Annotated in this window: 20 protein-coding genes; 5 read left to right on the top strand and 15 right to left on the bottom strand. The window is 72.9% G+C overall.

What is annotated here, in order from left to right:
• Positions 1-6 precede the first annotated feature (6 nt).
• From ABT057_RS20490 to ABT057_RS20480, 3 genes are read right to left on the bottom strand one after another with little or no spacing between them, the layout of a single operon-like run.
• The gene (locus ABT057_RS20490) at positions 7-1290 is read right to left on the bottom strand and encodes an ABC transporter substrate-binding protein (protein ID WP_352344493.1); all 1284 of its coding nucleotides are present in this window, start codon (positions 1288-1290) and stop codon (positions 7-9) included.
• Complete coding sequence (locus ABT057_RS20485; RefSeq protein WP_352344492.1) at positions 1290-2123, bottom strand: carbohydrate ABC transporter permease; 834 nt, start codon at positions 2121-2123, stop codon at positions 1290-1292. Before ABT057_RS20485 ends, ABT057_RS20490 begins: the two co-directional genes overlap by 1 nt.
• Positions 2120-3070, bottom strand: a complete 951-nt coding sequence (locus ABT057_RS20480; RefSeq protein WP_502973949.1) for a carbohydrate ABC transporter permease — start codon at positions 3068-3070, stop codon at positions 2120-2122. The genes ABT057_RS20485 and ABT057_RS20480 overlap by 4 nt, the downstream gene beginning before the upstream one ends.
• Before the next feature lie 100 nt (positions 3071-3170).
• Here ABT057_RS20480 and ABT057_RS20475 point away from each other — a divergent pair, with 100 nt between their 5' ends.
• Positions 3171-4034 carry a phosphotransferase enzyme family protein gene (locus tag ABT057_RS20475; protein ID WP_352344490.1) on the top strand — a complete coding sequence of 288 codons (864 nt, stop codon included), beginning with the start codon at positions 3171-3173 and terminating at the stop codon, positions 4032-4034.
• Positions 4035-4116: 82 nt separating this feature from the next.
• Here ABT057_RS20475 and ABT057_RS20470 read toward each other — a convergent pair whose 3' ends face one another.
• The 4 genes from ABT057_RS20470 to ABT057_RS20455 all read right to left on the bottom strand — a co-directional run bounded on the left by ABT057_RS20470 (position 4117) and on the right by ABT057_RS20455 (position 8510).
• Positions 4117-4842, bottom strand: coding sequence for a 3'-5' exonuclease (locus ABT057_RS20470; protein ID WP_352344489.1), 726 nt, complete (start codon positions 4840-4842; stop codon positions 4117-4119).
• A gap of 120 nt (positions 4843-4962) precedes the next feature.
• Positions 4963-6201 (bottom strand): DUF5919 domain-containing protein, encoded by a 1239-nt coding sequence (locus tag ABT057_RS20465; protein WP_352344488.1) that lies wholly within the window; start codon positions 6199-6201, stop codon positions 4963-4965.
• Positions 6202-6303: 102 nt separating this feature from the next.
• The gene (locus ABT057_RS20460; RefSeq protein ID WP_352344487.1) at positions 6304-7626 is read right to left on the bottom strand and encodes a copper amine oxidase; all 1323 of its coding nucleotides are present in this window, start codon (positions 7624-7626) and stop codon (positions 6304-6306) included.
• Positions 7627-7694: 68 nt separating this feature from the next.
• Positions 7695-8510 carry a Tat pathway signal sequence domain protein gene (locus ABT057_RS20455; RefSeq protein ID WP_352344486.1) on the bottom strand — a complete coding sequence of 272 codons (816 nt, stop codon included), beginning with the start codon at positions 8508-8510 and terminating at the stop codon, positions 7695-7697.
• Between the two features lie 192 nt (positions 8511-8702).
• On the opposite strand from ABT057_RS20455, the gene glgX reads away from it, so the two are divergent.
• From glgX to ABT057_RS20440, 3 genes are all read left to right on the top strand, one after another.
• On the top strand, positions 8703-10820 hold the full coding sequence (glgX, locus tag ABT057_RS20450) for a glycogen debranching protein GlgX (protein ID WP_352344485.1): 2118 nt from the start codon (positions 8703-8705) through the stop codon (positions 10818-10820).
• 63 nt (positions 10821-10883) lie between these two features.
• Entirely contained in the window at positions 10884-13226 is a 2343-nt protein-coding gene (treY, locus tag ABT057_RS20445; protein ID WP_352344484.1) for a malto-oligosyltrehalose synthase, read from the top strand.
• 368 nt (positions 13227-13594) lie between these two features.
• A complete protein-coding gene (locus ABT057_RS20440; protein ID WP_352344515.1) occupies positions 13595-14845 on the top strand; it encodes a M14 family zinc carboxypeptidase in 1251 nt (416 codons plus the stop codon).
• Positions 14846-14869: 24 nt separating this feature from the next.
• On the opposite strand, the gene ABT057_RS20435 is transcribed toward ABT057_RS20440, so the two are convergent.
• The 3 genes from ABT057_RS20435 to ABT057_RS20425 all read right to left on the bottom strand — a co-directional run bounded on the left by ABT057_RS20435 (position 14870) and on the right by ABT057_RS20425 (position 17349).
• Positions 14870-15322 (bottom strand): SSI family serine proteinase inhibitor, encoded by a 453-nt coding sequence (locus tag ABT057_RS20435; RefSeq protein WP_352344483.1) that lies wholly within the window; start codon positions 15320-15322, stop codon positions 14870-14872.
• Positions 15319-16635 (bottom strand): M14 family zinc carboxypeptidase, encoded by a 1317-nt coding sequence (locus ABT057_RS20430; protein ID WP_352344514.1) that lies wholly within the window; start codon positions 16633-16635, stop codon positions 15319-15321. The genes ABT057_RS20435 and ABT057_RS20430 overlap by 4 nt, the downstream gene beginning before the upstream one ends.
• Before the next feature lie 162 nt (positions 16636-16797).
• Positions 16798-17349, bottom strand: coding sequence for an FHA domain-containing protein (locus ABT057_RS20425; protein WP_352344482.1), 552 nt, complete (start codon positions 17347-17349; stop codon positions 16798-16800).
• Positions 17350-17523: 174 nt separating this feature from the next.
• Between ABT057_RS20425 and treZ the strand changes: the two genes are divergently transcribed.
• Positions 17524-19269 (top strand): malto-oligosyltrehalose trehalohydrolase, encoded by a 1746-nt coding sequence (gene treZ, locus ABT057_RS20420; protein ID WP_352344481.1) that lies wholly within the window; start codon positions 17524-17526, stop codon positions 19267-19269.
• A 17-nt stretch (positions 19270-19286) separates the two neighbouring features.
• Here the strand turns inward: treZ and ABT057_RS20415 are convergent, their stop codons facing one another.
• The 5 genes from ABT057_RS20415 to ABT057_RS20395 all read right to left on the bottom strand — a co-directional run bounded on the left by ABT057_RS20415 (position 19287) and on the right by ABT057_RS20395 (position 25313).
• Positions 19287-20222 (bottom strand): aminoglycoside phosphotransferase family protein, encoded by a 936-nt coding sequence (locus tag ABT057_RS20415; RefSeq protein ID WP_352344480.1) that lies wholly within the window; start codon positions 20220-20222, stop codon positions 19287-19289.
• A 104-nt stretch (positions 20223-20326) separates the two neighbouring features.
• Positions 20327-21448 (bottom strand): aminopeptidase P family protein, encoded by a 1122-nt coding sequence (locus ABT057_RS20410; protein ID WP_352344479.1) that lies wholly within the window; start codon positions 21446-21448, stop codon positions 20327-20329.
• 178 nt (positions 21449-21626) lie between these two features.
• Positions 21627-22205: a PDZ domain-containing protein gene (locus ABT057_RS20405; RefSeq protein ID WP_352344478.1), complete on the bottom strand. Its 579-nt coding sequence runs from the start codon at positions 22203-22205 to the stop codon at positions 21627-21629.
• A gap of 73 nt (positions 22206-22278) precedes the next feature.
• Positions 22279-24447, bottom strand: coding sequence for a germacradienol/geosmin synthase Cyc2 (gene cyc2, locus ABT057_RS20400; protein WP_352344477.1), 2169 nt, complete (start codon positions 24445-24447; stop codon positions 22279-22281).
• Positions 24448-24551: 104 nt separating this feature from the next.
• A complete protein-coding gene (locus ABT057_RS20395; RefSeq protein ID WP_352344513.1) occupies positions 24552-25313 on the bottom strand; it encodes a DNA-binding response regulator in 762 nt (253 codons plus the stop codon).
• Between the last annotated feature and the right edge of the window lie 51 nt (positions 25314-25364).

Here is a 25364-nt window from a genome sequence, read left to right as displayed (position 1 = left end):
CCGGCCTCAGCGCTGGTAGCGGGCCAGGACCAGGTTGCCGTCCTCCTCCAGCCGCTCGCGCAGTTCGTCGAGACCGATGGCGCCGCTGTAGTACTCCTGGAAGGCCGGGGTCGCCACCTTGTCCTTCCACTCCGGGTAGCCGCGCACCGACTGCGCGGGCGCCGGGCGCAGGTGCGCGGCCAGGGCGGTGCCGGTCGCCCAGCCGTCCTTGCCGGTGCGCAGGGCCGGGTCCTTCAGGGCCTTCGTTCCGGTCGGCAGCATCCAGTCGCCGAGCGCGAGGCGGACCATGTTCTCCGGCCGGAGCAGGAAGTCGACGAACCGAACAGCCTCCTTCTTGTGCGGGCTGTCCTCGGCGACGGACAGGGTCTGCGGGCTGACTCCCTGGGCGAGTCCGGCGGCGCCGGCCGGGGCGGGCAGCACCTGCCAGTCGAAGCCCTTCGGGGCCTGCTGGACGATCTGCTGGCGGTAGGAGAAGCCGAGCGGGACCATCGCGTACTTCCCGCCGAAGAAGCCGGGCAGGGTGTCCGAGCCGCCGCTGCCGAGCGTGGTGGGCGAGGCGCTGCGGTCGGTGACGGCCTGATCGTGGATCGTGCGCGGTACGACCTCGTCACCGGCTTCGAGACGGACGGTCACCTTGCCGTCCGCGCCGCGGTGGAAGAGCCGGCCGCCCGCCGACAAGGAGAGGTTGAGCGTGGCCGAGACGGGCTCCTTCAGCGGCCAGGCCACGCCGTACCTGCCGTCGCCGCTCAGCCGCTTGGCGATCGTCCCGAACTCCGCCCAAGTCCAGGGGTGTTCGGGGGTCGGTATGCGTACCCCGGACCGCTTCAGCCAGGCGGCGTTGGCGATCAGGACCCGCGGTTCCTGGAGGAAGGGCACGCCGTACACGCCGTCCCCGAAGGTGGTCGTGTCCCAACTGCGCTGCGGGATGTCGGACTTGAGGCGGGCGGGCAGGAGGCCGGTGAGATCGGCGAGGTAGCCGCCGTAGGCGAAGTCCGCGAGGTCGTCGGAGGCGTCGTGGATGACGTCGGGGGCCTCCCCGCCCTCGAAGGAGGTGAGCAGCTGGTCGTGGACGCTGTCCCAACTGCCCTGGACGTACTCGACCTTGATGTCCGGATGGGTGGCGTTCCACTCCTTCACCAGTTCCCTGTTGGCCGCGACGGACTCCTCCTGCCAGGCCAGGGACTGGAAGCGGAGAGTGATCCTGCCGTCGTCCCGTGTGCCGCCGTCCGGCGCACAGCCCGCCAGAAGCACCAGAAGCACCAGAAGGACCGGGAGGACCGGTTTCCGCATCAGCTCTTCACCGCCCCGGCGAGCATGCCGCCCGTGATCCGCCGCTGGATGACCGCGAAGACGATCAGCGAGGGCAGGGTGGCGAGGAACGCGGCGGCGGCCAGCGGCCCGAGGTCGGCCACCCCCTCCGCCCCGATGAAGTGGGTGAGGATCACCGGCAGGGTCTGTTTCTCCGGCGTCTTCAGCAGGACCAGCGCGAAGAAGAACTCGTTCCACGCCGTGATGAACGCGAACAACGCCGTGGCCACGATCCCGGGCGCCAGCAGGGGCGCCGTCACCGACACCAGGGTCCGTAGCCTCCCGGCCCCGTCGATCGCCGCCGCCTCCTCCAGCTCGACGGGCACGGCACGGACGTATCCGACGAGCATCCACAGCGCAAACGGCAGCGCCCACACCACGTACACCATGACCAGCCCGGCCAGGGAGTCGACCAGCCGCAGCCTCTTCAGCACCAGGAACAGGGGGATGATCACCAGTACGAAGGGGAACGCCTGGCTGACCACCACCCATCCGGTCGCGGCGCGGGCGAGCCGGGTGCGACGACGGGCCATGACGTACGCCATCGGGGTGGCGACGCAGACGGCGATCAGGGCGGCGCCGGACGCGGCGAGCAGGGAGTTCAGCGCGGCGTGCAGGAGAGGCTGTTCGTCGAAGGCCTGGCGGAAGTTGGCGAGGGTGGGGTCCCTCGGGATCCACGTGGGGTGCAGACTGCCCAGTTCGCGGGGCGGCTTGAACGCGGTGGACAGCAGCCAGAGGAGGGGGAAGGCGAGGAAGACCAGATAGGCGAGCAGCGCCGCGTACTGGCCGGCGCGGGCCGCGGGACGGGTCCTCACGTCTCGTCACCTCCCCTGATCCGGCCCACCAGGAACAGGGCCAGGAACACCGAGACCACCGCGACCATCACACAGCCCATCGCCGCCGCGTACCCGAACTGTCCGTAGCGGAAGGCCTCCTCGTAGGCGAAGAGCATGGGCAGCCGGGTGCGGCCGCCGGGGCCGCCGTTCGTCAGGACGTAGACCAGGGCGAAGGAGTTGAGGTTCCAGATGAGGTTCAGGGCGGTGATCGCGAGGGCGACGGGTCTCAGGGCGGGCCAGGTGACCGCGCGGAAGCGGTGCCAGGCGCCCGCGCCGTCGACCGCGGCCGCCTCGTGCAGTTCGCGCGGGGTGCTCTGCAGTCCGGCGAGCAGGGTGACCGTGGTCTGCGGCATGCCCGCCCACACCCCGACGACGATCACCGCCGGCAGGGCGGTCGACAGGCCGCTCAGCCAGTCCCGGCCCTCGCCCAGACCGAGTTCGCGCAGCGTCTCGTTGAGGACGCCGGCGTCCGGCTGGTAGACGAGCCGCCACATGATGCCGACGACGACCTCGGGCATCGCCCAGGGGACGATGGCGAGGGCGCGGGCGAGCGGGCGCAGCCGAAGGTCCTGGTTCAGCAGCAGGGCGAGGCCGAGAGCCAGCAGGAACTGCAGGGCGGTCACCCCGACCGCCCAGACCAGCCCGATCCGGAACGACTCCCAGAACAGGGTGTCGCGCAGCAGGTCGGAGAAGTTGAGGGCGCCGATCCACCGGGTGGGCTCGGTGCGGCCCGACTGGGCGTCGGTGAACGCCAGCAGGATCCCGTAGAGCAGCGGGCCGGCACTCAGCACCAGGATCGGGATCAGCGCGGGCAGTACCAGGAACCAGGCGCCATGCCCGGTGGTTCGCCCCACCGGGTTTCTCGCATCGGTCACCGATGCCACAAAAGACCTCCCCCTGTGCACGGCGCTGCCGGGCCCGGTCATGGTCGTGAAGGCGGCGGCTCCCGTCAAGGGACCGCGCACCCGGCCCGACCTGTGGGAATGCAAGACTGGCCGGAACAGTCGCACGACACGGAGGCGGACGATGGACGAGGCGCGGGCGCGGGACGTACTGGCCCGGGCGGAGGTGCTGCCAGGTCCGGCGCGGGAGGCGCGGCTCCTCGCCCTGGGCGAGAACGCGGTGTTCGCCGCCGGTGACCTGGTCGTCAAGGTGGGCCGGGACGCCGAACTCCTCGACCGCGCCCGGCGCGAGCTGGCGATCGCCGGCTGGCTGGCCGAGGCGGGCGTGCCGGCGGTGCGGGCGGCCGGCTCCGAGGCGCTGCTGGTGGAGGGGCACCCCGTGACCGTGTGGCACCGGCTGGCCGATCCCGTACGGGCCGCCGAGCCACGGGATCTGGCCGAACTGCTACGGCTCGTACACGCCCTGCCCGCACCCTCCTTCGGTCTGCCGCCGCGCGATCTGCTGTCCGGAGTGGAACGCTGGCTGCGGCTCGCGGGCGAGGCGATCGACCCGGCGGACGCGGCGTATCTGCGCGAGCGCCGCGACGGCTTCGCGGCGGCCGCCGCCGGGCTCACCCCGCACCTGCCGCCCGGCCCGATCCACGGCGACGCGCTGCCGCGCAATGTGCACGTCGGCCCCGACGGCCCGGTCCTCGTCGACCTGGAGACGGTCTCCGCGGATCTGCGCGAGCACGACCTGGTGGTGATGGCCCTCTCCCGCGACCGCTACGGCCTCGCCGCGGACGCCTACGACTCCTTCACCGACGCCTATGGCTGGGACGTACGGGAGTGGGAGGGCTGTGCGGTCCTGCGCGGCGCCCGGGAGACGGCGAGCTGCGCCTGGGTCGCCCAGCACGCGCCCGCCAGTCCCAAGGCCCTGGCGGAGTTCGAGCGGCGGGTGGCTTCCCTGCGGGACGGCGACGAGACCGTCGGCTGGCACGCCTTCTGAGCGGCCCAGGGCGTCTTTCGAAAGTCCCGCCTGCCTGGCGGCGCCTGACACGCACGCTCGCCCGCTGCTTTCGATACACGCCTCAGTGGGTGGGGCTGTCCGCCGGTTCGCGCAGCGGCCAGGCCCCGTCCACCACCGCGTCCGTCTCGCCCTTGCCGCGCAGGAAGCGCTGGAAGTCCGCCGCCCACTCGGCGTACCACTCGATCTGGCGGCGGTGCAGCTCCGCCGGGCCGAGGGCGGCGATCTTCGGGTGGCGGTCGGCTATCGCGCAGGCCAGGCGGGCGGCGGCGAGGGCATCGGCGGAGGCGTCGTGGGCGGCGTCGAGCGTGACGCCGTACTCGGCGCAGACCGCTTCGAGGTTGCGCTTGCCGCGGCGGTAGCGGTCGGCCCTGCGGTCGATGGTGTAGGGGTCGAGGACCGGCGCCGGTTCCTGACCGCCGAGCCGGTCCTGAAGCGAGGGCAGGCCGTGGCGGCGCAGTTCGGCGGAGAGCAGGGAGAGGTCGAAGGCGGCGTTGTAGGCGACGACCGGGACACCGGTGCGCCAGTAGCCCGTCAGGACGTCGGCGACGGCGTCCGCGACGCGGTCGGCGGGGTGGCCCTCGGCGGTGGCCCGCTCATTGCTGATCCCGTGCACCGCGACGGCGTCCGCCGGGATCTCCACTCCCGGGTCCGCCAGCCACTCCCGGCGCCCGAGGACCTTCCCGTCCCTGACCTCGATCACGGCGGCTGTGACGATGCGCGCCTCGCGCGGGTCCGTCCCGGTCGTCTCCAGGTCGAAGCCGACGAGCAGCTCCCGGTACCAGGCCATGTCGGCCCCCCTTCTCGGTGGTGCTTCCCCCCAGTGGTCTCCACCTTCGCATGCGCCACTGACAATCAGAGGACCGCATTCCGCTTGCCGTTCCGAGAAGTCGTCCGCCCCGGGGGCGAATCAGGACACCGGCCGCGAATCCGCCCAGGCCAGCTCGAATTCCTCGCGGTAGGCGGAGAAAAGACCGCCTTCGTCCACCTCGCCCGATTTCACGACCCGGTTGCCGCCGCGCAGCACCAGCACCGGCGCCTCCATGCCGCGCATGCGCCGCAGATAGGACTGGACGACCGCTATGCCGTCGGCGCCGTCGCCGTCGACAAGGTAGGCGGTGAAGCGGGGCGTCTCGTCGTAGACCTGGATCTGGAAGGCGCCCGGGTCGCGCAGCCGGGAGCGGACGCGGCGCATGTGGAGGATGTTCATCTCCACCGCCCGGCTCAGTTCGCCCCGTTTCATTCCGAGTTCGCGTTCGCGGCGCTTGACCGCACTGGAGGCCGGGTTGAGGAAGAGCAGCCGGATGCGGGCGCCCGCGTCGGCGATCCGGATCAGGCGACGGCCGGAGAAGTTCTGCACCAGCAGGTTGAGGCCGATGCCGATGGCGTCGATCCGGCGGGAGCCGTCGAAGATGTCCTCGGCGGGGAACTGGCGCAGCAGCCGCACCCGGTCGGAGTGGACGGCGACCACGTCCGCGTACCGGTCGCCGATGAGGTCCTCGACGGCGTCGACGGGCAGCCTGCGGGCGGACGGCACGTCGCCGCCCGTGCCGAGCATCTCCAGCAGCCGCGCCGAGGCCCGTTCGGCCTGGTTCAGGACGGCCTCGGACAGGGCCCGGTTGCGGGAGACGACGTTGCGGGTCACCTCCAGCTCGTCCAGGGCGAGTTCGACGTCCCGGCGGTCGTCGAGGTACGGCTCGAAGCACGGCCAGTGCTGCACCATCAGCTCGCGCAGCTGCGGCAACGTGAGGAAGGAGATGACGTTGTCGTCGGCCGGGTCGAGCAAGTAGCCCTTGCGGCGGCTGACTTCGCGCACGGCGACGGCGCGCTGCACCCACTCCTGCCCGGCGGGACCCGCGGCCGCGACCGCCCACTCGTCGCCGTGGACGGGCTCGTAGATGGGCCGCAGCACGGCCGCCACCACGGCCCGCAGCCGCTGTTCGACGAGGTTCAGCCAGATGTAGGCCCGGCCGGCCCGCTGGGCGCGGGTGCGCACCTCGCGCCAGGCGTCGGCGTCCCAGTCCAGCTCCGGCCCGATGGCGTTGGCCGCCATCGGCCGGGCCAGGGACACCGCTGCGGGCGGGACCTCTGAGGAGCTCCCCTCGTGACCCTCGTCACCAGGGGGCAGCTCCAGCCCTCCCGAGCCCACCCAAGCACCGCCTTCCGCTCCCCCGAGCTCTCCCCGTCTCAACGATCAAGGAAGGGTACTCCGGGAGCGGCGGACGGTGCAGCCGGATGGGCAGGTCGTTTCTCAACCGGTGGGAGTGAAGTGACCGTTCTCGTTCTTGAGGGCGGACGGCGTGAGCGGATTCATCGCGGTGACGTCCCTGGGGGCGATGGAGAAGCCCTGCCAGTGGACCGGCATGGGCTGCTGGTCCTCGTCACGCGCGATGTGGTGGAAGCCCACGTTGACCCAGACCACGGGGTGCTTGAGGGTCTGCCCGTTGACCCACTTGTCCACGGTCTTCGGGTGTCCCGTACCGCAGTTGAGGGGGTTGTTGGTGGCGTACATCTCGCACTTGTTGTACTCGGTGAAGTAGACGTCGTGCTTGGTGAAGCTGCGTCCCAGGTACTTGGTGGTGGCGCCGGGGACGATTTCGTAGGAGCGCTTGTGCCCGTCCTTGTTCTTGCCGGTCGCGCTGACCACCCGCCACCAGCGCATGTTCGCGGCGTCACCGGCGAGTTCCTTGGTGACGGCGGTGCGGGTGGTCTTGGCGGTCGGGCCCTGCTGCCCGCTCGCGGGCGCGCTGACCTTCGAGTCGTACTGCTCGATCTTGTTGCCGGAGTTGCCGTCGAGGCCGAAGTCCAGCCGCCAGAAGACGTTGTGGCTGTGGCTGGTGGCGTAGTCCTTGGCACCCTTGCCTATGGGCCAGCCGCGGCCGTCGCCCGCGTCGTAGTCCCAGGGCGAGAGTTGGCCGGTGGCGCCGACGTTCATGTTGACGGTGCCGTCGTCGGAGAAGCGCCACTCGGTCATGTACTCGTACCAGCCGACCTTGTTGACCGTGTAGATCAGCAGGTCCTTGCCCTGGGCCTGGTAGACCTTGCCGTTGTCGGCCAGCATGCGGTAGGCGTGGCCGCGGGACCGGGTCGTGGTGCACAGGCCCTTGACGTTGGAGTGCTGGGGGTCGGTCTCGGGGACCTTGACCGTCTTGATGGTGCCGCCCGGGCACTCGGCGGGGGTCAGGTTCACCAGGCCGGAGCCGAAGTTGTAGTCGGTGACGTCGCTGTACTCGGCCTTGCCGTCGTCGTACGGCACATGGATCTGGGCGATCTTGGCGCTGGCGAGAACGCGGATCGGCGCGGCCTCGCCGGGCGGCTGGTAGGAGACCTTCTCCAGGACGAGCCCGGACTTGGCCTCGAAGCGCCAGCACATGCGCCAGGTGGTGCCGGTGGAGAGCTTCTGTTCGATGCGGTAGGCGGCGCTGCAGTCGGCGGCCGCCGCCGTGGCGGCGGGGGCCGTCTTCGGCTGGGCGACGGCGGGGCCGGCCCCGGCGGTCGCGCCGGCGGCCAGCGCGGCCAGGGACAGGCCGACGGCCGCCCCCTTCTGGGTACGGCTCATTCTGGTGACACGCATGTGGACATGACTCCTTGGCAGGAGAGGGAGGGTGGGAAGAGTGAGAAAGCCGGCCGGTCCGGGCCGTGTCAGCCGTTGAGCTTGACGACCTTGCCGGCACTGAGGTCGATCACCAGGGACCTGGCGTCGATCCAGGGGCCGTTCTTCACCTTCGGCAGCAGCCGGACACAGCGGTGTTCGCCGCACTTGTCGAGGGCGGCGGGCTGGGCGCCGGGCACCGAGTGGTAGATCAGGCTGGCGAGCATCAGCTGGTCCGGTGAGGTGAGCTCCTTGCCGACGGCGTCCTTGTAGTCGGCCTTCAGGCCCGCGCCGAGCGGGTCGGCGATCAGCAGCCGGGCCGCCTCGGTCTGCTCCTCGATGCTCAGCGGGGGCTGTACGCCGCGCTGGGTTCCGGTGTTCTCGACCTTGCCGGTGTCGAGGTTGACGGTCTTGGTGATCAGCGTGTCGCTCTTGTAGTCGTAGAACGACACATCGGCACGCCGGGGCGCGTCCGGGTCGTCGACCTCGTCCGCGTCGGGGGCCGCGAGGTCCACACCGAGACGCTGCGGGCCGCGGTCGCCCTCGACGTTCTTCCCTGCGTTGAACTGCTGACGGCTGAGCGCGATGGTCTCGGCCCGCTTGGTCTCGTCGTCGGTGAGCGGGTCGCTGCCCACGCCCTTCTCACCCTCGTCCGGGGCCTGCTCGACGACGCCGGGCTGCACCGCGGCGCCCTGGCCGTCGGCGGCCGCCGCCTGCCCTGTGGTCTGTCCGGTCCCGCTGCCTCCCGTGTCGTCCGCCCCTGCCGTACCCGGCAGGGTGATCCCGACCATCACGGCTGTCGCGGCCACCGCGATGGCCGTCCCCGCCACCACCTTGCCCAGGTGGCGCCGCACCGTTGTGCGCACATTTGCCCCCTACTCCCCCTGTTACCCGGGAGTACGTGTCCTTGCCCCACTGATGACGCATGCGCCGTATGCCGGCGTATGCACTGGTCGACAGGTAAGAGGGATGTAAGTCGAAGGTGGTTCCCTCACTTTCCGGGAGACTCGACGGCGAAGGCGCCCCCGGCGCGGCGGCACACCTGAAAGAGTCGGTTCATGCAGGTCTGGCCTGGAGAGGCGTATCCACTCGGTGCCACGTACGACGGCGCCGGCACGAACTTCGCGGTCTTCACGGAGGCCGCGGACCGAGTAGAGCTGTGTCTGCTGCACGACGACGGCTCGGAGACGGCGGTGGAACTGCGGGAGAGCGACGCGTTCGTCCGGCACGCGTACGTGCCGGGCATCATGCCCGGACAGCGCTACGGCTTCCGGGTGCACGGCCCGTACGACCCCGCGCACGGGCTGCGCTGCAACTCGGCGAAGCTGCTCCTGGACCCGTACGCGAAGGCGGTCAGCGGCGCGATCCGCTGGGGCGAGGAGGTGTACGGCTATCCCTTCGGCTCCCCCGACCGGCGCAACGACCTCGACTCGGCGCCGCACACCATGACGTCGGTCGTGGTGAACCCCTACTTCGACTGGGGCGACGACCGGCTGCCGCGCACCGAGTACCACCACACGGTGATCTACGAGGCCCATGTGAAGGGCCTCACGATGCGGCATCCGGGGCTGCCGGAGGAGCTGCGCGGCACCTACGCGGGTCTCGCGCACCCGGCGGTGATCGAACATCTGACCAAGCTCGGGGTGACGGCCCTGGAGCTGATGCCGGTGCACCAGTTCGTCAACGACCACCGGCTGGTCGACATGGGCCTGAACAACTACTGGGGCTACAACACGATCGGCTTCTTCGCCCCGCACAACGCCTACGCCTCCTGGGGCGACCGCGGCCAGCAGGTGCTGGAGTTCAAGTCGGCGGTGCGGGCGCTGCACGAGGCGGGGATCGAGGTGATCCTCGACGTGGTCTACAACCACACCGCCGAGGGCAACCACCTGGGGCCGACGCTGTCCTTCCGGGGCATCGACAACCAGCGCTACTACCGGCTGACGGACGACCCGCGCTACTACATGGACACCACGGGCACCGGGAACTCGCTGCTGATGCGGTCCCCGCACGTACTCCAGATGATCATGGACTCGCTGCGGTACTGGGTGACCGAGATGCACGTGGACGGGTTCCGCTTCGACCTCGCGGCGACCCTGGCCCGCCAGTTCCACGAGGTGGACCGGCTGTCGTCGTTCTTCGACCTGGTGCAGCAGGACCCGGTCGTGTCGCAGGTGAAGCTGATCGCCGAGCCCTGGGACGTGGGCGAGGGCGGCTACCAGGTGGGCAACTTCCCCCCGCTGTGGACGGAGTGGAACGGCAAGTACCGCGACACCGTGCGCGACCTGTGGCGGGGCGAGCAGCGCACACTCGCGGAGTTCGCCTCCCGGCTGACCGGCTCCTCCGACCTCTACCAGGACGACGGCCGCCGACCGCTGGCCTCGATCAACTTCGTGACCTGCCACGACGGCTTCACCCTGCACGACCTGGTGGCGTACAACGACAAGCACAACGACGCCAACGGGGAGGACAACCGGGACGGCGAGAGCCACAACCGGTCGTGGAACTGCGGGGTGGAGGGCGAGACCGACGACCCCGAGGTGCTGGGGCTGCGGGGCCGCCAGATGCGCAACTTCATCGCCACCCTGCTGCTCTCCCAGGGCGTGCCGATGATCAGCCACGGCGACGAGTTCGGCCGCACCCAGCGGGGCAACAACAACGCCTACTGCCAGGACAGCGAGCTGGCGTGGGTGGCGTGGCCGGACGGCGACGGGCCGGGCAGCGAACTGCTGGACTTCACGCGTGCGCTCACCCGGCTGCGCCGGGAGCACCCCGTGTTCCGGCGGCGGCGCTTCTTCCACGGGCGGCCCGTGGAGGGCACCCACGACGACCTGTCGGACATCGCCTGGTTCACCCCGGAGGGCAAGGAGATGACCGAGCGGGACTGGGAGCGGGCGCAGGCGTCGGCGCTGTCGGTGTTCCTCAACGGCAACGCGATCTCCGAGCCGGGCCCGCGCGGGGAGCGGATCGGCGACGACTCGTTCCTGCTGCTGTTCAACGCCTCGCCGCGGCCGCTGGAGTTCGTGGTGCCGGTCGACCACGGGCGGCAGTGGCAGGTGGTCGTGGACACCGCGGACCCGGCGGCCCTCGCGCCGCAGGCCGGGCGGAGGGTGCAGGCCGGGGACCGGCTGACGCTGGTGGACCGGAGCATGACGGTGTTGCAGCGGCCGGCCTGAGCCCGCCCGCCGCGGCGACCCGAAGGTGACACGAAAGGGGGCAGGGCGGGTACGTAGGTTTCCATGACCTCTGCGCGCCCCGCTCCCGCCCCGCCCACGGCCACCTACCGGCTGCAGCTGCAGCCCGCGTTCCCGTTCGCGGCCGCGGCGGCCGCCGTGCCGTACCTGGCCTCCCTCGGCGTCTCGCATCTGCATCTGTCGCCGGTCCTGGAGGCCGTACCGGGCTCGCCGCACGGCTACGACGTGGTGGACCACACGCGCGTGCGGGAGGAACTGGGCGGTGAGCGGGGGCTGCGGTCGCTGGCGCACACCGCGCGGGAGCACGGGCTCGGGCTGGTGGTGGACATCGTGCCGAACCACATGGCGATGGCCCCGCGCCACAACCGCGCCCTGTGGGAGGTGCTGCGGGAGGGCCCGAAGTCGCCTTACGCGCGGTGGTTCGACATCGACTGGGAGGCGCGGGGCGGGCAGGTGCTCGTCCCGGTGCTCGGGCATCCGGTCGGCACGGAGCTGGAGCACCTGCGGGTGGACGGCGACGTGCTGCGCTACCACGACCACGTCCTGCCGCTGCGCGAGGGCACCGAGACGCTGCCGCTGCCGCAGCTGCTGGACGCCCAGTGGTACCGGCCGGTGTGGTGGCGGCTGGCCCGCACCGAGCTGAACTACCGGCGGTTCTTCAGCATCTCGGAGCTCATCGGGGTGCGGGTGGAGGACCCGGAGGTGTTCGAGGCCACCCACGGCAAGATCCTCCGGCTGCTGCACGAGGGCGTCGTCGACGGGCTGCGGGTCGACCACCCGGACGGCCTCGCCGACCCCGGCACCTACCTGGAGCGGCTGCACGAGGCGACGGGCGGCCGCTGGACGGTCGTGGAGAAGATCCTCGCGGACGAGGAACGGCTGCCTGCCTCCTGGCCCGTCGCCGGGACCACGGGCTACGACGCCCTGCGCCGCGTCGACGGCCTCTTCACGGACCCCGCGGGCGCCCGGCGGCTGGTGGACCTCTACCGGCGCTTCGCGGCCCCGCAGACGGACCGTGGGGGCGACTGGGCGGCGACCGCGCGGCGGGCGGCGTACGGGGTGCTCTCGCACGAGCTGGCGGCCGAGCTGGACCGGCTGACCCGGCTCGCGTCCCGGGTGTGCGCCGACGCCCCGGACCCGGGCTTGCGCGACCGGGCGCCCTGGGCGCTGCGCACGGCCCTGGAGGAGCTGCTGGTGCGGCTGGAGGTCTACCGGCCCTACACGACGGGCGACGCGGCCGCCGTGGTCACCGAGGAGGCGGCCGAGGAGGCGCGGCAGGCGTTCACGGTGCCGGAGGAGGCGGGCGCGGTCGACGTCGTGCGCGCTCTGGTGCTCGGCGGGGAGGGGCCGCTGCGGGCGGAGTTCCGGGCCCGGTTCGCGCAGACGGCGTCCGCGCTGCGCGCCAAGTCGGTGGAGGATACGGCGTTCTACCGGTACGTGCCGCTGCCGGCGGCGAACGAGGTGGGCGGGGAGCCGGGCCGCCCGGGGGTGTCGCCCGCGGAGTTCCACGCGTACTGCGCGCGCGTGCAGCGCGACTGGCCGGCCGGCGGGACGGTCGTGTCCACGCACGACACCAAGCGCAGCGCCGACGTACGGGCCGCGCTGGCCGTGCTCACCGAGTGCCCGGACCGCTGGGCGGCGGTCCTGGAGCAGGTCACGCGCGCGGAGGCCGAGGTACCGGACGGACAGCTGGCGTGGGTGGCCTGGCAGACGGTCTTCGGGCTCGGCCCGGCGGACCCGGAGCGGGTCCGGGAGGCGCTGCTCAAGCACGCGCGCGAGGCGGGCCTCCACACGAGCTGGACGGAGCAGGAGCCGCCGTACGAGGAGGCGTTGGCGGCGTTCGTCGCGGCGGGCCCGTGCGGGGCGCCGGGCGAGCGGGTCGCGGCGCTGCGCGAGGCGCTGGCGCCGCACGTCCGGGCCAACGTGCTGGGCACGGCGCTGGTGCATCTGACCATGCCGGGGGTGCCGGACGTCTACCAGGGGACGGAGGCCGAGTACCGCGCCCTGGTGGACCCGGACAACCGGCGTCCCGTGCGGTTCCCGCCCGAGGACCCCGGGGCCAAGGGCGCGCTGACCGCGGCGGCGCTGCGGCTGCGCGGGCGGCGGCCCGGCGCCTTCGGGACCTCGGCGACGTACGAGCCGCTGGCGGCGGACGGCCCGGCGGCGGAGCACTGCCTCGCGTTCGCCCGCTCGGGCGAGGCGGTGACCGCGGTGACCCGGCTGTCGCTGCGGCTGGCGGAGGCGGGGGGCTGGCGCGAGACCCGGCTGCCGCTGCCGCCGGGCACCTGGCGTGACGTACTGACGGAGGGCCGGGAGTTCGAGGGGCACGCGCGCCTGGCCGATCTGTTCGCCCCGCTCCCGGTGGCGTTGCTGGAGCGGTCGGGCTGAGCGCGAGGGTGCCGAACCCTCGGCGGGCGCGCCCCTGGTCGTGCCCGCCGGTGAGTGCATCCGAGCGCCCCCGGGCGGCTCTCTCGGGGCGGAGGACCGCCCACACGGTCGGGTAGGCTGTCTGCCGTGTGCTGCGAGAATCAAGCGCGTACACGGTGCTGGTGGAGAACCAGGACAGCACATGCACCTCCAAGCTTTGCGGTACGAACCGGGCTGGTTCCGCCCCGGCTGGTGTCGATCGCGGAAGACCGTCGGGTCGCCGACCCGCAGGCGGCGTGAGCCGGGAATCTCCCTGCCTTCAGCCGGGGGAGGAATCAAAAGAGTCCGTGGGGTACCGCGGAGAGCGAAACCGGTCGGACATGACGGGGGTGAGTCGCCTGCCGGTGCTGCGCTACCCCACGGTGCCCGAACTGACCTCCTCGGCCCGTGCCCTGGCCGCTCGGCATCCCGGTCTGTGCGCCCTGCGGCAGGTGGGGCTGTCCCGCGCGGGCCGGCCTCTGCACCTGCTGTCCGTGGGACACGCGGGGCGTGCGGTGCTGGTCGTCGCGGGCGCCCACGCCAATGAGCCGACCGGCGGCCCGACCCTGCTGGCCCTCGCCGAACGGGTGCTGCACGAGCGGGAGTTGCGCTCCGGGACGTCCTGGCACTTTCTGCTGTGCGCGGACCCGGACGGGGCGAGCCTGCACGTCACCCCGGCGCCGCGCAGCCTGCTCGAGTACCACCAGGGGTTCTTCCGGCCCGCGGGCCCGGAGCAGCCCGAGTGGTCGCCGGCCGTGCTGCCGCCGGACCGGCTGCCGCCCGAGACCCGGGCGCTGACCCGGGTCATCGACGAGTTGCGGCCCTACCTCCAGGTGACCCTGCACGGCACGGATCTCGGTGGCAGCTGGGTGCAGCTGACGAAGGACATCCCGGGGCTCGCGGAGCCGTTCGGGAAGTCGGCGGCGCGGTTGCACATCCCGGTGGAGACGGGCGCCTCGGACGCGGCGGGCTGGCCGGCGTCGGGGCCGGGGGTGCATGTGATGCCGGACGCGGCGGCCGGGGCGGCGTACCCGAGCATGCCGGACGACGCCCGGCACAGCACCTGGTACCACGCCCATCGCTACGGCGGTCTGACCGCGGTCGTGGAGGTGCCGATGTGGGCCAGCGACCTGGTGGACGACCCCGCGCCGCATCCGGCGCCGGCCGTCGCGATCCGGCGGCTCGCGGAGCGGCTGCTGCGGGACTCGCGGGAGGTGGAGCGGGTGCTCACCGAGGCGCTGCCCCGGCTGGAGGGCGTCGACGGGCCCCTGCTGCGGGCGGCCCGATGGGCGCTGGAGCTGGTCCCGGGGCTGGCCGCGGACTGGACCCACACTCCGCCGGCGGACACCACGATGGCGTACGTCGGCAGCGTGGACGCCTTCGCCCGGCGGCTGCCGCTGCGGGCGGCGGCGATGCTGTGGCGGGTGCTGCGGAAGAGCGACGACCACGCGGCCCCGCGGCTCGAACAGCTCGTCGAGACCTGGAGCGACGCCTTCGCGGTGCGCTTCGGCGCCCGCTGGGTGCCCCTTGAACACCAGGTGGAGCACCAGAGCCGCACGGTCGTCGCGGCGGCGCTGCACGCGCGCGAGAGGGCGGCGTAGAGCGCCCTCCCCCTCCGCGGGGACTCAGCGCCCGGGCATCGCCGTCTCCATGTCGTCCAGGGCGAACACCGCCCCCGTCCGTGCGCCCAGCTCGCAGGCGTTGCCGAAGGTCTCGGCGTACTCGATCGGGCGTCCGTTCCAGCGCCCGCTCGCGCGGGCCGTCACCGGGGCGTACACGAGGGCGCAGACGGTGTTCCCGGCGGCCGGGAGGGCACGGGGGTCGCCGCCCACGTCGGCGAGCTGGGCGCAGGCCTCGGTGGCGTGGGAGTGGCCCTGGGGCGGGTCGCACAGCAGCAGGGTGCCGCGGGTGTCGGCGGACTGGGCGGTGCCCCGGGTGACCGAGAGCTGGAGCCAGTTGCCGGGCAGGGAGTGCTGGGCGGCCGCCCGGGCCGGGGCGGTGCCGGCTGTGGCGAGGAGGAGGGCGGCGGCGGCCGGCAGGGCGTGCCACAGCGGTGTCGTGGAGAAGAAGCGGTTCATTCCCGGTGCATCGGCACGGGCGCCTGTGTTCCCCAGTCCGGCTCACCCGAACGTACGGGTGCGGCCCGCAGTCCGGCCAGTTCGAACGCGGCGAGCACCACCCGGGCCTGGTACTCGGCCTGCCGGGCGACGGGGATCCAGCGCGCCTGGCATTCGTCCTCGTAGGCGGCGCACCACCCGTCGATGAGCGCGTCCAGCTCGGGCAGCACCCCGGCCGGGTCGTGTCCCGCGCCGGTGACGAGCTGGTGCAGCAGACCCGCAGTGCGGACGGCGATGCGGCGGCCGGCGATGCGCAGCGCGGTCAGATGGGCGGTGCTGAGCGGCGGAAGGCGGCCGGGGGCGGCGGTGTCGGGGTCCCAGGCGTCGGCGAGGCCGGGGCAGACCAGAAGGTAGTCGTCGACGGGGGCGAGCAGCCGGGCCGTCTCGGGGGCGCCGGCGAGGTGGGGCCGCAGGCGGGTGAGGATGCGTTCCAGCGACCGTCCGTCGCGGCGCAGCGCGTCGCTCACGGCCCGCAGCACCGCGTCCCGGTCGGCCGGCGGCGAGTCGTCCTCGACGGCGGCGACGCCCCACATGGGGGCTTCGACGACCGCGGTGACGGTGCCGTGCCGGTGCGGGTGGTACCAGGTCGACTCTACGGCGGCCTCGGTGATGGCGGCGGCCAGATCGCGCGGGTGCGGGGGCGGGATCCGGTAGACGGCGGGTCCGAGGCGGGGCCAGTACAGGGTGTCGTAGGGCCCGAGTTCGCGGGGGATGCCGAGCCGGGTGGCGGCGTGGGCCAGGCGGCGGTCGAGGCCGGGCAGGTCGCGGGTGAGTTCCACGAAGCCGCCGCCGACGTCGACGCCGTGCAGCGAGCAGTGGAAGAAAGGTTTCAGTTCGTCCTGGAGTTCGAGCAGCGCACGGGTCTCCGGAAGAGCGGCGGCGGCCGCCCCGTCGGGCAGCCACTCGGGCTGTTCGAGGAAGCCGGGCCGGAAGAAGTGCCGGAAGTAGCGGCCGAGGCTGTAGGGCCCGGACAGCCAGCCCTCGTTGCGACGCAGGCCGTCGGGGTCGAGGCAGAGCAGCAGGTTCCAGGTGGCGTCGGCGCCCTCGGTGAGCCGGGGGTCGGCGAGGGCGCGTTCGGCGAGCCTGAGGACGGTGGCGCCGCCGACGGGTTCGTTGGCGTGCGGCCCCGCGACGACGAGCGCCTGACGGCTGCCGTGGCCGATGGAGAGCAGCCACATGGGCGTGCCCGCGCGGGACAGCCCGACGCGGCGCAGCCTGACGTCACGGGGGCGGCGGGCGGCGAGCGCGGCGGCGCGGGCCGCGAGTTCGTCCACGGTCGGGTAGCGGAGGAGTGGCGGCAGGGCACACCTCCAGGGCGGCACCGTCGGTTCACCGGGCGTGTCTGGTGTACGCACACTGAGTCATGGTGCGGGCCTACGTCAACACCGCCACACCCCTGGACCTGGGCCCGTTCGCGCGGGCAAGCCGACGCGTGTTCAGCCTGCGGAGAGGCGGAACGCCATCCTGCCGAAGGCGACCTGGTCGCCCTCGCGGACGACGGCGGCGCCGATGACCCGGCGCCCGTTGACGGTGGTGCCGTTGGTGGAGCCGAGGTCGCGCAGGACCCACGTCCCGCCCTGCCGGCTGAGCTCGGCGTGCACGCGCGAGACGCTCTCGTGGGTCAGCCTGAGGCCGTTCACGGGGTCGCGCCCTATGCGCAGCGCCTGTTCGGTGCCGGGGTGCGGCAGCAGCAGCTTGGGCAGCCGCTCGGCCTGCCAGGCCCGGCGCAGGCGTACGGTGAACCCGGAGACGGCCTCGACGGTGCCGAAGACCAGGCGCGCGAGACGGTTCTCCTTGGGCAGGTCCGCGGTGAGGACGGCCAGTTCGTCGGAGCGGCGGGCGGCGAGGGCCAGTTCCATGCGCCGGACGAACGTGTCGTGCGACAGCCGGCCCATGGCGACGCCGTCACGGAGCACCTTCAGCGCCTTGTCGCGCTCCGCGTCGGACAGCCGCGCGGGGTACGTGTTGAACTCGAAGGACGACGTCACGGAGGTGATTGTCGGTCAGTCAACCCCGGGTGTCCAGAAAACCGGCGAACGCGCGCGTGCACGGGTGGCCGAGAACACCCGCCGTGCCGGGAGTGTTCCGGCGGCGGGCCGGTCCCGTTTGGAACACGATGGACGCGGCTACATCACGGGAAGCAGACGTAAGGGGAACCGTCCGTGCAGTTCGAGGTGTGGGCACCTGAGGCCGAGCGGCTGACGCTGGAGTGCGAGGGCGTCACGCGCGCCATGCGGCGCGATCCGGACCGGCCGGGCTGGTGGACCGTCGAGACCGAGGCCGTGGACGGCAGCCGCTACGGCTTCGCGGTGGACGACGGTCCCGTCCGCCCCGACCCGCGCTCGCGCCGTCAGCCGGACGGTCCGGACGGGCCGAGCGCGGTCGTCGACCAGGGCAGGTACGAGTGGCGGGTGCCGTGGCAGGGCCGCCCACTGCCGGGCGCCGTCCTGTACGAGCTGCACGTGGGCACGTACACCCCCGAGGGGACCCTGGACTCGGCCGCGGGACGGCTGGAGCACCTCGCCGGACTGGGCGTCACCCACGTCGAGTTGATGCCGTTGTGCCCCTTCCCCGGCCGGCACGGCTGGGGGTACGACGGCGTCTCGCTGTGGGCGGTGCACGAACCGTACGGCGGCCCGGAGGGACTGAAGCGGTTCGTCGACCGGGCGCACGAGCTGGGGCTCGGTGTGATCCTGGACGTCGTACACAACCATCTGGGGCCGGCCGGCAACTATCTGCCCGGATTCGGCCCGTACTTCACCGAGCGGCACCACACACCCTGGGGCGCCGCGGTCAATCTGGACGCGCCCGGCTCGGACGAGGTGCGGGCGTTCCTGGTGGGCAGTGCGCTGGCGTGGCTGCGGGACTACCGGCTCGACGGGCTCAGGCTGGACGCGGTCCACGCGCTCGTCGACACGCGCGCGTGCCACTTCCTGGAGGAGCTGTCGACGGCCGTGGACGCCCTCGCCGCCGAGACGGGCCGGCCGCTGTTCCTGATCGCGGAGTCCGACCTGAACGACCCGCGCCTCGTGACTCCCCGCAAGCAGGGCGGGCTCGGGCTGCACGCACAGTGGAACGACGACTTCCACCACGCCCTGCACACCGCGCTCACCGGCGAGTCCCAGGGCTACTACGCCGATTTCGCGCGCGACCCGTTCGCCGCGCTCACCAAGGCCCTCACCGGGGGCTTCTTCCACGACGGCACGTACTCGGCCTTCCGCGGCCGCCGCCACGGCCGCCCGCTGGACCGCTCCCGTGTCCCCGCACACCGGCTGCTGGGCTACTCCCAGACCCACGACCAGGTCGGCAACCGCGCGCAGGGCGACCGCCTCGCCGCCACCCTCTCCCCCGGCCTCGTGGCGTGCGCGGCGGCGCTGACGCTCACCGCGCCGTTCACCCCGATGCTGTTCATGGGCGAGGAGTGGGCGGCGGGCACGCCCTGGCAGTACTTCACCGACCACACCGACCCTGAGCTCGCCGAGGCGGTACGGCGGGGCAGACGGCGGGAGTTCGCGGCGCACGGCTGGGCCGAGGAGGACGTACCGGACCCGCAGGACCCGGCGACCCGGGAGCGGTCCTGTCTGGACTGGTCCGAGCCGGAGCGCGAGCCGCACGCGCGCGTGCTGGCCTGGTACCGCGCGCTGATCGCGCTGCGGCACGACCGGCCGGACCTCACCGACCCCGACCTCGCCGACATCAAGGTCGCCCATGACCCGGGGGCCCGCTGGCTGGCCTTCCGGCGCGGGGACGTCCGGGTGGCGGTGAATCTGGGCGAGGAGCCCGCGGCGATCCCCCTGGGCCCCCGCCCCGCCAAGGTGCTCGCCGCGTGGGAGCCGGTGGACGTACCGGGCGCGGACGGTCTGCTGCGCGTGCCCGGGGAGTCGTGCGTGGTGCTGGAGCAGGAGTAGACCGCCGGGCCGCCGTGCTACTCGTCGTCCTCGCGGAACTCGGTGACGCGCTCCAGCAGGATCGCCTCCCAGGCGCGTCGCAGCTGGGTGCGCAGGGCGGGCGGCGGGGCCGTGCCGTGGCCGTCGAGGCGGTCGGCGAGGTGGATCACGCTCTCGCAGCGGGCGAGCCAGAGGCCGCGCAGACAGGGGCGGGCGCCGTACCCGGCGAGGGTGGCGGCGCGGACGGCGGCGCCGGAACCGACGGCCAGGGCGAGTCCCGCGATGTCCTCGGCGGGGTCGCCGATCGCCGCGCCCGTCCAGTCGAGGACACCGCGCACCCTGCCGTCGGCGCCGACCACGAGGTGCTCGCCGCGCAGCCGGTGGTGGACGAGCACGGCGGTGGCGGGCTGGGCGGCGAGCTGGGCCGCGCCGGGCGGGGTGAGCTGGTGCAGCCGCTGGGGGTCGAACTCGTCTGCGGCGGAGAGGCGTCCGGCGGCGGCCACGGCCATGCGGCGCCGCGCCTCCAGGGAGCGGGGGGCGGTGCGCGGCACGCCGAGCACCTCGGCCTGCCGGGGCGGCACCTCGCGCAGCCCCCCGAGCAGTCCGGCGAGGTCGGCCTCGCCGACGGCGGACACGTCGTGCTCCTCGGCGCTGCCGCCCGGCACCCGGGTGTCGAGGGTGTAGGCCAGGCCGGGCGACCACTCGCCGTGCGCCACACCGGTCGGCACGGTCACGGGCAGGTGCGGGCGGACGAGGTCGCGCAGCCGCAGTTCGCGGCGCAGGCGGACGCTCGCCTCGCGGTCCGCGGCGAGCCGCAGCACATGACGGGTGCCGACCCACCAGGTGAAGTGCTCGCCGCCCGCCTCGCCGACGGGCCGCACCTCGGGCCCCGGTCCGCCCGTGTCGCCCTCCTTGAGGAGCGCGCGGACCAGCCGGCGGACCGTGTCCGCGGTGGGTGTCGCTGCCTGGGTCATGGTCGCGCCGTTGCCGTTCGGGTGGGTGCCGGGACTCCTGCGGGGGTGGTCGGCCGCTCGGGCTCTCCTGGGCTGCTCTCCTGGCCTGCTCTCCTGGCCTGCTCTCAGTCCACCACGACGAGCTCGCGGGTGGTGTCGTTGAGACGGCGGCCGCCGTCCTCGGTGACGGTGACGATGTCCTCGATCCGCACCCCGAACCGGCCGGGCAGGTACACGCCGGGCTCCACGGAGAAGCACATGCCGGGCACGAGGGGCTGCTCCTCGCCCTCGATCATGTACGGCGGCTCGTGGGTGGTGACGCCGATGCCGTGCCCGGTGCGGTGGATGAAGTACTCGCCGTACCCGGCGCCGGCGATGACCGCGCGGGCGGCCCGGTCGACGTCCTGGCAGGCTGCGCCGGGGCGCACGGCCCGGAAACCCGCCTCCTGGGCCTCGCGGACCAGGTCGTGGACCCGGCGTTCCTCGTCGGTGGGCTCGCCGACGTGGACCGTGCGGGAGGTGTCGGAGCCGTAGCCGTCCTTGAGACCTCCGAAGTCGAGGACGACCATGTCGCCGCGCTCGATGACGCGGTCGCCGACCTCGTGGTGCGGGTTGGCGCCGTTCGGCCCGGAGGCGACGATCGTGAAGTCGACCTGGGAGTGCCCGAAGCGGCGCAGCAGCCCGGCCAGCTCGGCGCCGACCTCGGACTCCCGGCGGCCGCCGAAGGCCACCTTCCGGATCTCCTCGAACGCCTGGTCGGCGGCGGCTCCCGCGGCCACGAGGAGTTCCAGCTCCGCCGCGTCCTTGACGGCCCGCAGCATGGGCAGGGCCTCGGTGAGCGAGGCGTAGGAGGTGCCGGGCAGGGTGTTCTGCAGGCCCAGCAGGTGCATCGCCCAGGCGTTGTCGCTGATGCCGAACCGCCCGCCCGCGTCGAGGAGGGCGGCGGTGGCGGCGTAGGGGTCCTGGCCGTCCCTCCAGTCGCGCAGGGTGAGCGCCGGGGCGCCGGTGGCCCTGGCCGCGTCGGGGGCCTCCAGGGCGGGGACGACCAGGACGGGGTCCCCGCCGGGGACGAGGACGAGCAGGGTGAGCCGTTCGGTGGCGGCGGGGGGCGTGTAACCGGTCAGCCAGACGAGGTCGGGTCCCGGCGCCACGAGGAGTCCCGCGAGCCCGGCGTCGGCGGCGGCACGCGCGGCGCGGTCCATACGGGCCCGGTAGTCGTCGGTGGTGAAGGGCGCGGTGCCGGTCATCCGGGTCTCCCTGAAAGCCGTGGCTCGACGAACGAGGTCGATGGTGGCGTCGGTGGTGACTACGGGCAGCATCCTGCCCGGACGGCGGGACCCGCGCGAACCGATTGCCGGGCCGGACACACCATTCTAGTTCCGTACCGAGCTCGGTCCATCGATGATCCGGGTGCGGCGGGCGGGCTCAGGTGACCACGCCGGGCACCACCACCAGCTGCCGGCGCCCTCCGCTGTCGGGGAGGACCGTCAGGGTCACCTCGCGTCCCGGACGGGCCGTCCCGACCGCCCGGGCGAGATCCGTCGCCGAGTCGATCCTGATCCCGCCGAACGCCAGCAGGACGTCACCGCGCACCAGGCCGGCGGCGTACCCGGGCCCGGGTACGTGGACGGCGACGATCCGGGCGCCCGGCCCCTCCGCGTCCACCGCCTCCAGGCCCAGGGTCGCGCGGGCCTGCGACGGTGCGAGGGGCACCGGCGGCGCGGAGGCGACCGGGCGCGCGAGGGGCTCGCCCCGGTCCGCCTGCTGCCGCTGGAGTCCCGCCGGTCCGCTGAGGCCGGTCACGGTCGCCCCCAGGACGGCGAGCCCGACGCCGGACAGCACCAGGAGCGCGGCGGCGGACAGGCCGAGCAGCAGGGTCGGGAGCCGGCGACGACGACGACGGCGCGCGGCGCGCGGCCGCCGGGCGGGGCCGCCGCTCGGCTCGGCACCGCCGCCGCCCTCCTGGCCGGGCATGGGCTTGGGACGCAACGCGGTCTGTTCCATGGATCGCCTCCGGTTGGTGGCTACCCGGCGCAGCGGCGGCCGACGTGCCACGAACGAGTGAGACTGACCCGGGTCAGGAGCGGTACGCCCCCGCATACCGGGTGGGGGCGCGGTCCGGGAGGAAGCCGTGGGTCCGGCGGGCGAGGTGCTCGGGCTTGTAGCGGTCGACCTCGCGGTGCCAGTGCAGGATGCCCGCCAGCCAGTTCTGCAGGTCGGTCACGTAGTTCCCCATCGCGGCGCGGGCCTCGGCCGACAGGTCGAAGTCGTCGTAGAGGACCGGCAGTTCGTGGGCGATGACATGCTCGAACTGCTCCATGCGCCGGGTCATCAGGTCATGGACGATGCCGAGGGCGGTCGGGTGGTCGCAGCCGAAGAAGTTCTGCACGACGAGGAGGGCGTTGTGCAGCTCACCCTCGTACTCGATCTCCTTCTGGTACGAGAAGACGTCGTTGGTGAGGCAGGCGTGGTCGACGGCGGCGTTCTCCAGTGCCCGTACGACGCCGCTCCGGTAGACCTCCGGCGGGACGGCCGGGCCCTGGCCCATGCGGCACATGCTCAGGGTGAGGTCGGAGCCGAAGGTGGCGCGGCGCATCTCCAGGTAGTCGATCGGGTCGGGGATCCGGTTCTGGAGCTGGTTGGACAGCTCCCACACCCAGCTCTCGGTCATGTCGTCGACCGCGTCGCGCAGGGTGCGCCGCTGGTCGGTGGTCATGCCGGCGGTGGTGCGGGCCCACAGGTCGATCAGGCCGCGTTCCATGCCGTTGGCCGCGACGACGGCCGTCGGCTCGCCGTCGACGGGCATGCAGGCCGACAGGCGGGCCGTGGTGAGCCGGGCGGCGGCCAGGTCGCGGCGGGCGCCGAAGACGAGCGGGTAGTAGTCGTCGCCGTAGGTGCCCCAGGCGAGCCAGTGGGCGCTGAGGTCGAGGGCCTCGGGGGTGGCGTCCGGGTCGAGGCCGGCCGAGCAGAGGGCGAGGTCGGAGGCGGCGAGCCGGTCCTCGTCCCAGACGCCCTCCTCCAGCATGCCCATGCGGTGCATCCAGGCGGTCAGCCGGGGGCGGGCAGCGTCCAGGTGCGGGCAGAGCTCGACCTGGAACGGCATGTGGAAGTCGGGCAGGACGGACGGGCCGACCTTCTGGAACGGCACGTGCGTGTACGCCCGCAGGCGTTCCGCGGCGGCGGTGGCCAGCAGGGCGACGACGTCGGCGGCGGAGGTGCCGGGGCCGGTCAGCCGCTGCCAGGGCGCGACGTGCGTGGCACGCTCGTTCATGTAGCGGCTGGAGCGCATGTGCCACTCGTGGCCGCCGGACTGCCAGTCCTGAAGCCCCTTGGTGTACGCGGCGACGGCGGCCACCTCGTCGGGCCCGAGGCCCTTCTCCAGGGCCAGCGCGGGGACTTCGGTGAACGCGGTGTGCTCGAACTGGTGGAGGCGGGAGGTCAGGATGTCGTTGACGGTGTCGGCGGCCTCCTGGGTGGTGCAGCCGAAGAACGTCTCCAGGACGAGCACGCCGTTGCTGTTCTCGCCCTCGTCCTCGACCTCGCGCTGGTAGGAGAACAGGTCGTTGCGCAGGTGCACGCCGTCGGAGAAGGTCTCCATCAGCACGCGCAGCGGGCGCGACCCGGCCACGGACGCGGGGACCTCGGCGGTCGCGTACTCCACGAGCCCGGCCGACCAGGGGGCGCCGCCCACCTTGCGGCGCATCTCGATGTACTCGACGGGGTTGGCGATCCGCCCCTCGTCGATGTTCGACAGCTCCCACATCGACTCGTTGAGCAGATGCTCCGTCGCGACGGCGAAACGGCGGCGCCAGTCCTCGGACATGGCCGGCACCGTGCGCGTCCACAGGTCCTTCAGGCCCGCCTCGACCGGGTTGCGCGGCTCGGGCACGGGCGCCGTCAGGTCCAGCGGCATGAACAGCGGCAGCCGGTCCAGATGAGCCTTGCCGGCCGCGCGGTCGGGGGTGCGTTTGAACATGTCGAGAAAGTGGTCGTCGAAGAAGAACACCCACACGTACCAGTCGGTGATCAGCGACAGGGCTGGGCCGTCGCAGTCGGGGTGGGTGTAGGCGCAGAGGAGGCCGTAGTCGTGGGCCTTCAGGTCGGCCTGCTCCCAGATCCCGGACCCCTCCAGCATGCCCATGTCGCGCGCCCACCGCGTCGAGTGGGCGCGCGCCTCGTCGACGTGCGGGTTCAGCCTCGCGGGGTGCGGCAGGTAGAAGTGCGGGAGTTCGAACGGCTGCGTCATGGCCGGGCCCTACCCGGGGGCTTCGAGGGCCATCCGTGGCACGGCACATGATCACACCATCGCGTGAAACGGCCGCGCGGGCTTGCGATTCGGGGGCCCGCGGCTCAGGGCCCTTGCTGGAAGTTCTTCGGGGGGTGACGTGATGTGGCGTCATGTGATCCGGGGTACTCAGCCGCCGAAGGGACGCGATCACCACGGTTTTGGCGGGGCAGCCCCAGCTCGCCCGCACGCAGCCCGGCCTGGAAACGGGAGTCGGCCTCGAGTTTGGCCATCAGTTCGGCCACCCGCCGCCGGTAGGTGCGCAGTGAGACACCGAGCCGCTTGGCTGCCGATTCGTCGGTCAGGCCCGAACCGAGGGCTTTGAGGATCATGCGGCCGTCGGCATCGAGGTGCGGGACGTCGCTGCGCAGACAGGCTTCGAGATCGACGGCGGCGTCCCAGAGCGCCCGGAACAGCGAGTGAACGCCGTCGACCAGGATCTGTGACGTCGTCACGGTGTATTCGCGGCCGGTGGGGGTCTCCTGGCCGGCAAGGATCATCACCCGCCGGTCGATGAGGATGGTCTCGTGCGGCAGCGGCGAACGGCTGATCCGAACGAGGGCGCCCTTGCTCCGCACCAGCCGCAGGTGCGCGCGGGCCTCCTCGTCGGCGAGTGCCACCGGGCTGAGCAGCTTCCGAGGGGTGAGGACAGCGGGATCCGCCGCGCGCATCCGATTCCGGACCGCGTCCCTGGCCCCCGGCTGCGACCAGGTCCTGAGATCCCGGGCGGCGCACAGGAACTCGGTCCGCGCGGACTCGAAGAGATGACCCGCGCGCGCGATCAACTCCGCGTCTCCTCGCACTGAAAACACCTCTTCGTTCCGCATCCCTGCAGTCTGGCAGCAAGCTGTCACGGGCTCGCCGGGCGTCGTGCCGGC

It is taken from the genome of Streptomyces sp. NPDC002588, from assembly GCF_040295925.1.
In the GTDB taxonomy this organism is placed as follows: Bacteria; Actinomycetota; Actinomycetes; order Streptomycetales; family Streptomycetaceae; genus Streptomyces.
This window is presented reverse-complemented; position numbering and strand designations above follow the sequence as displayed.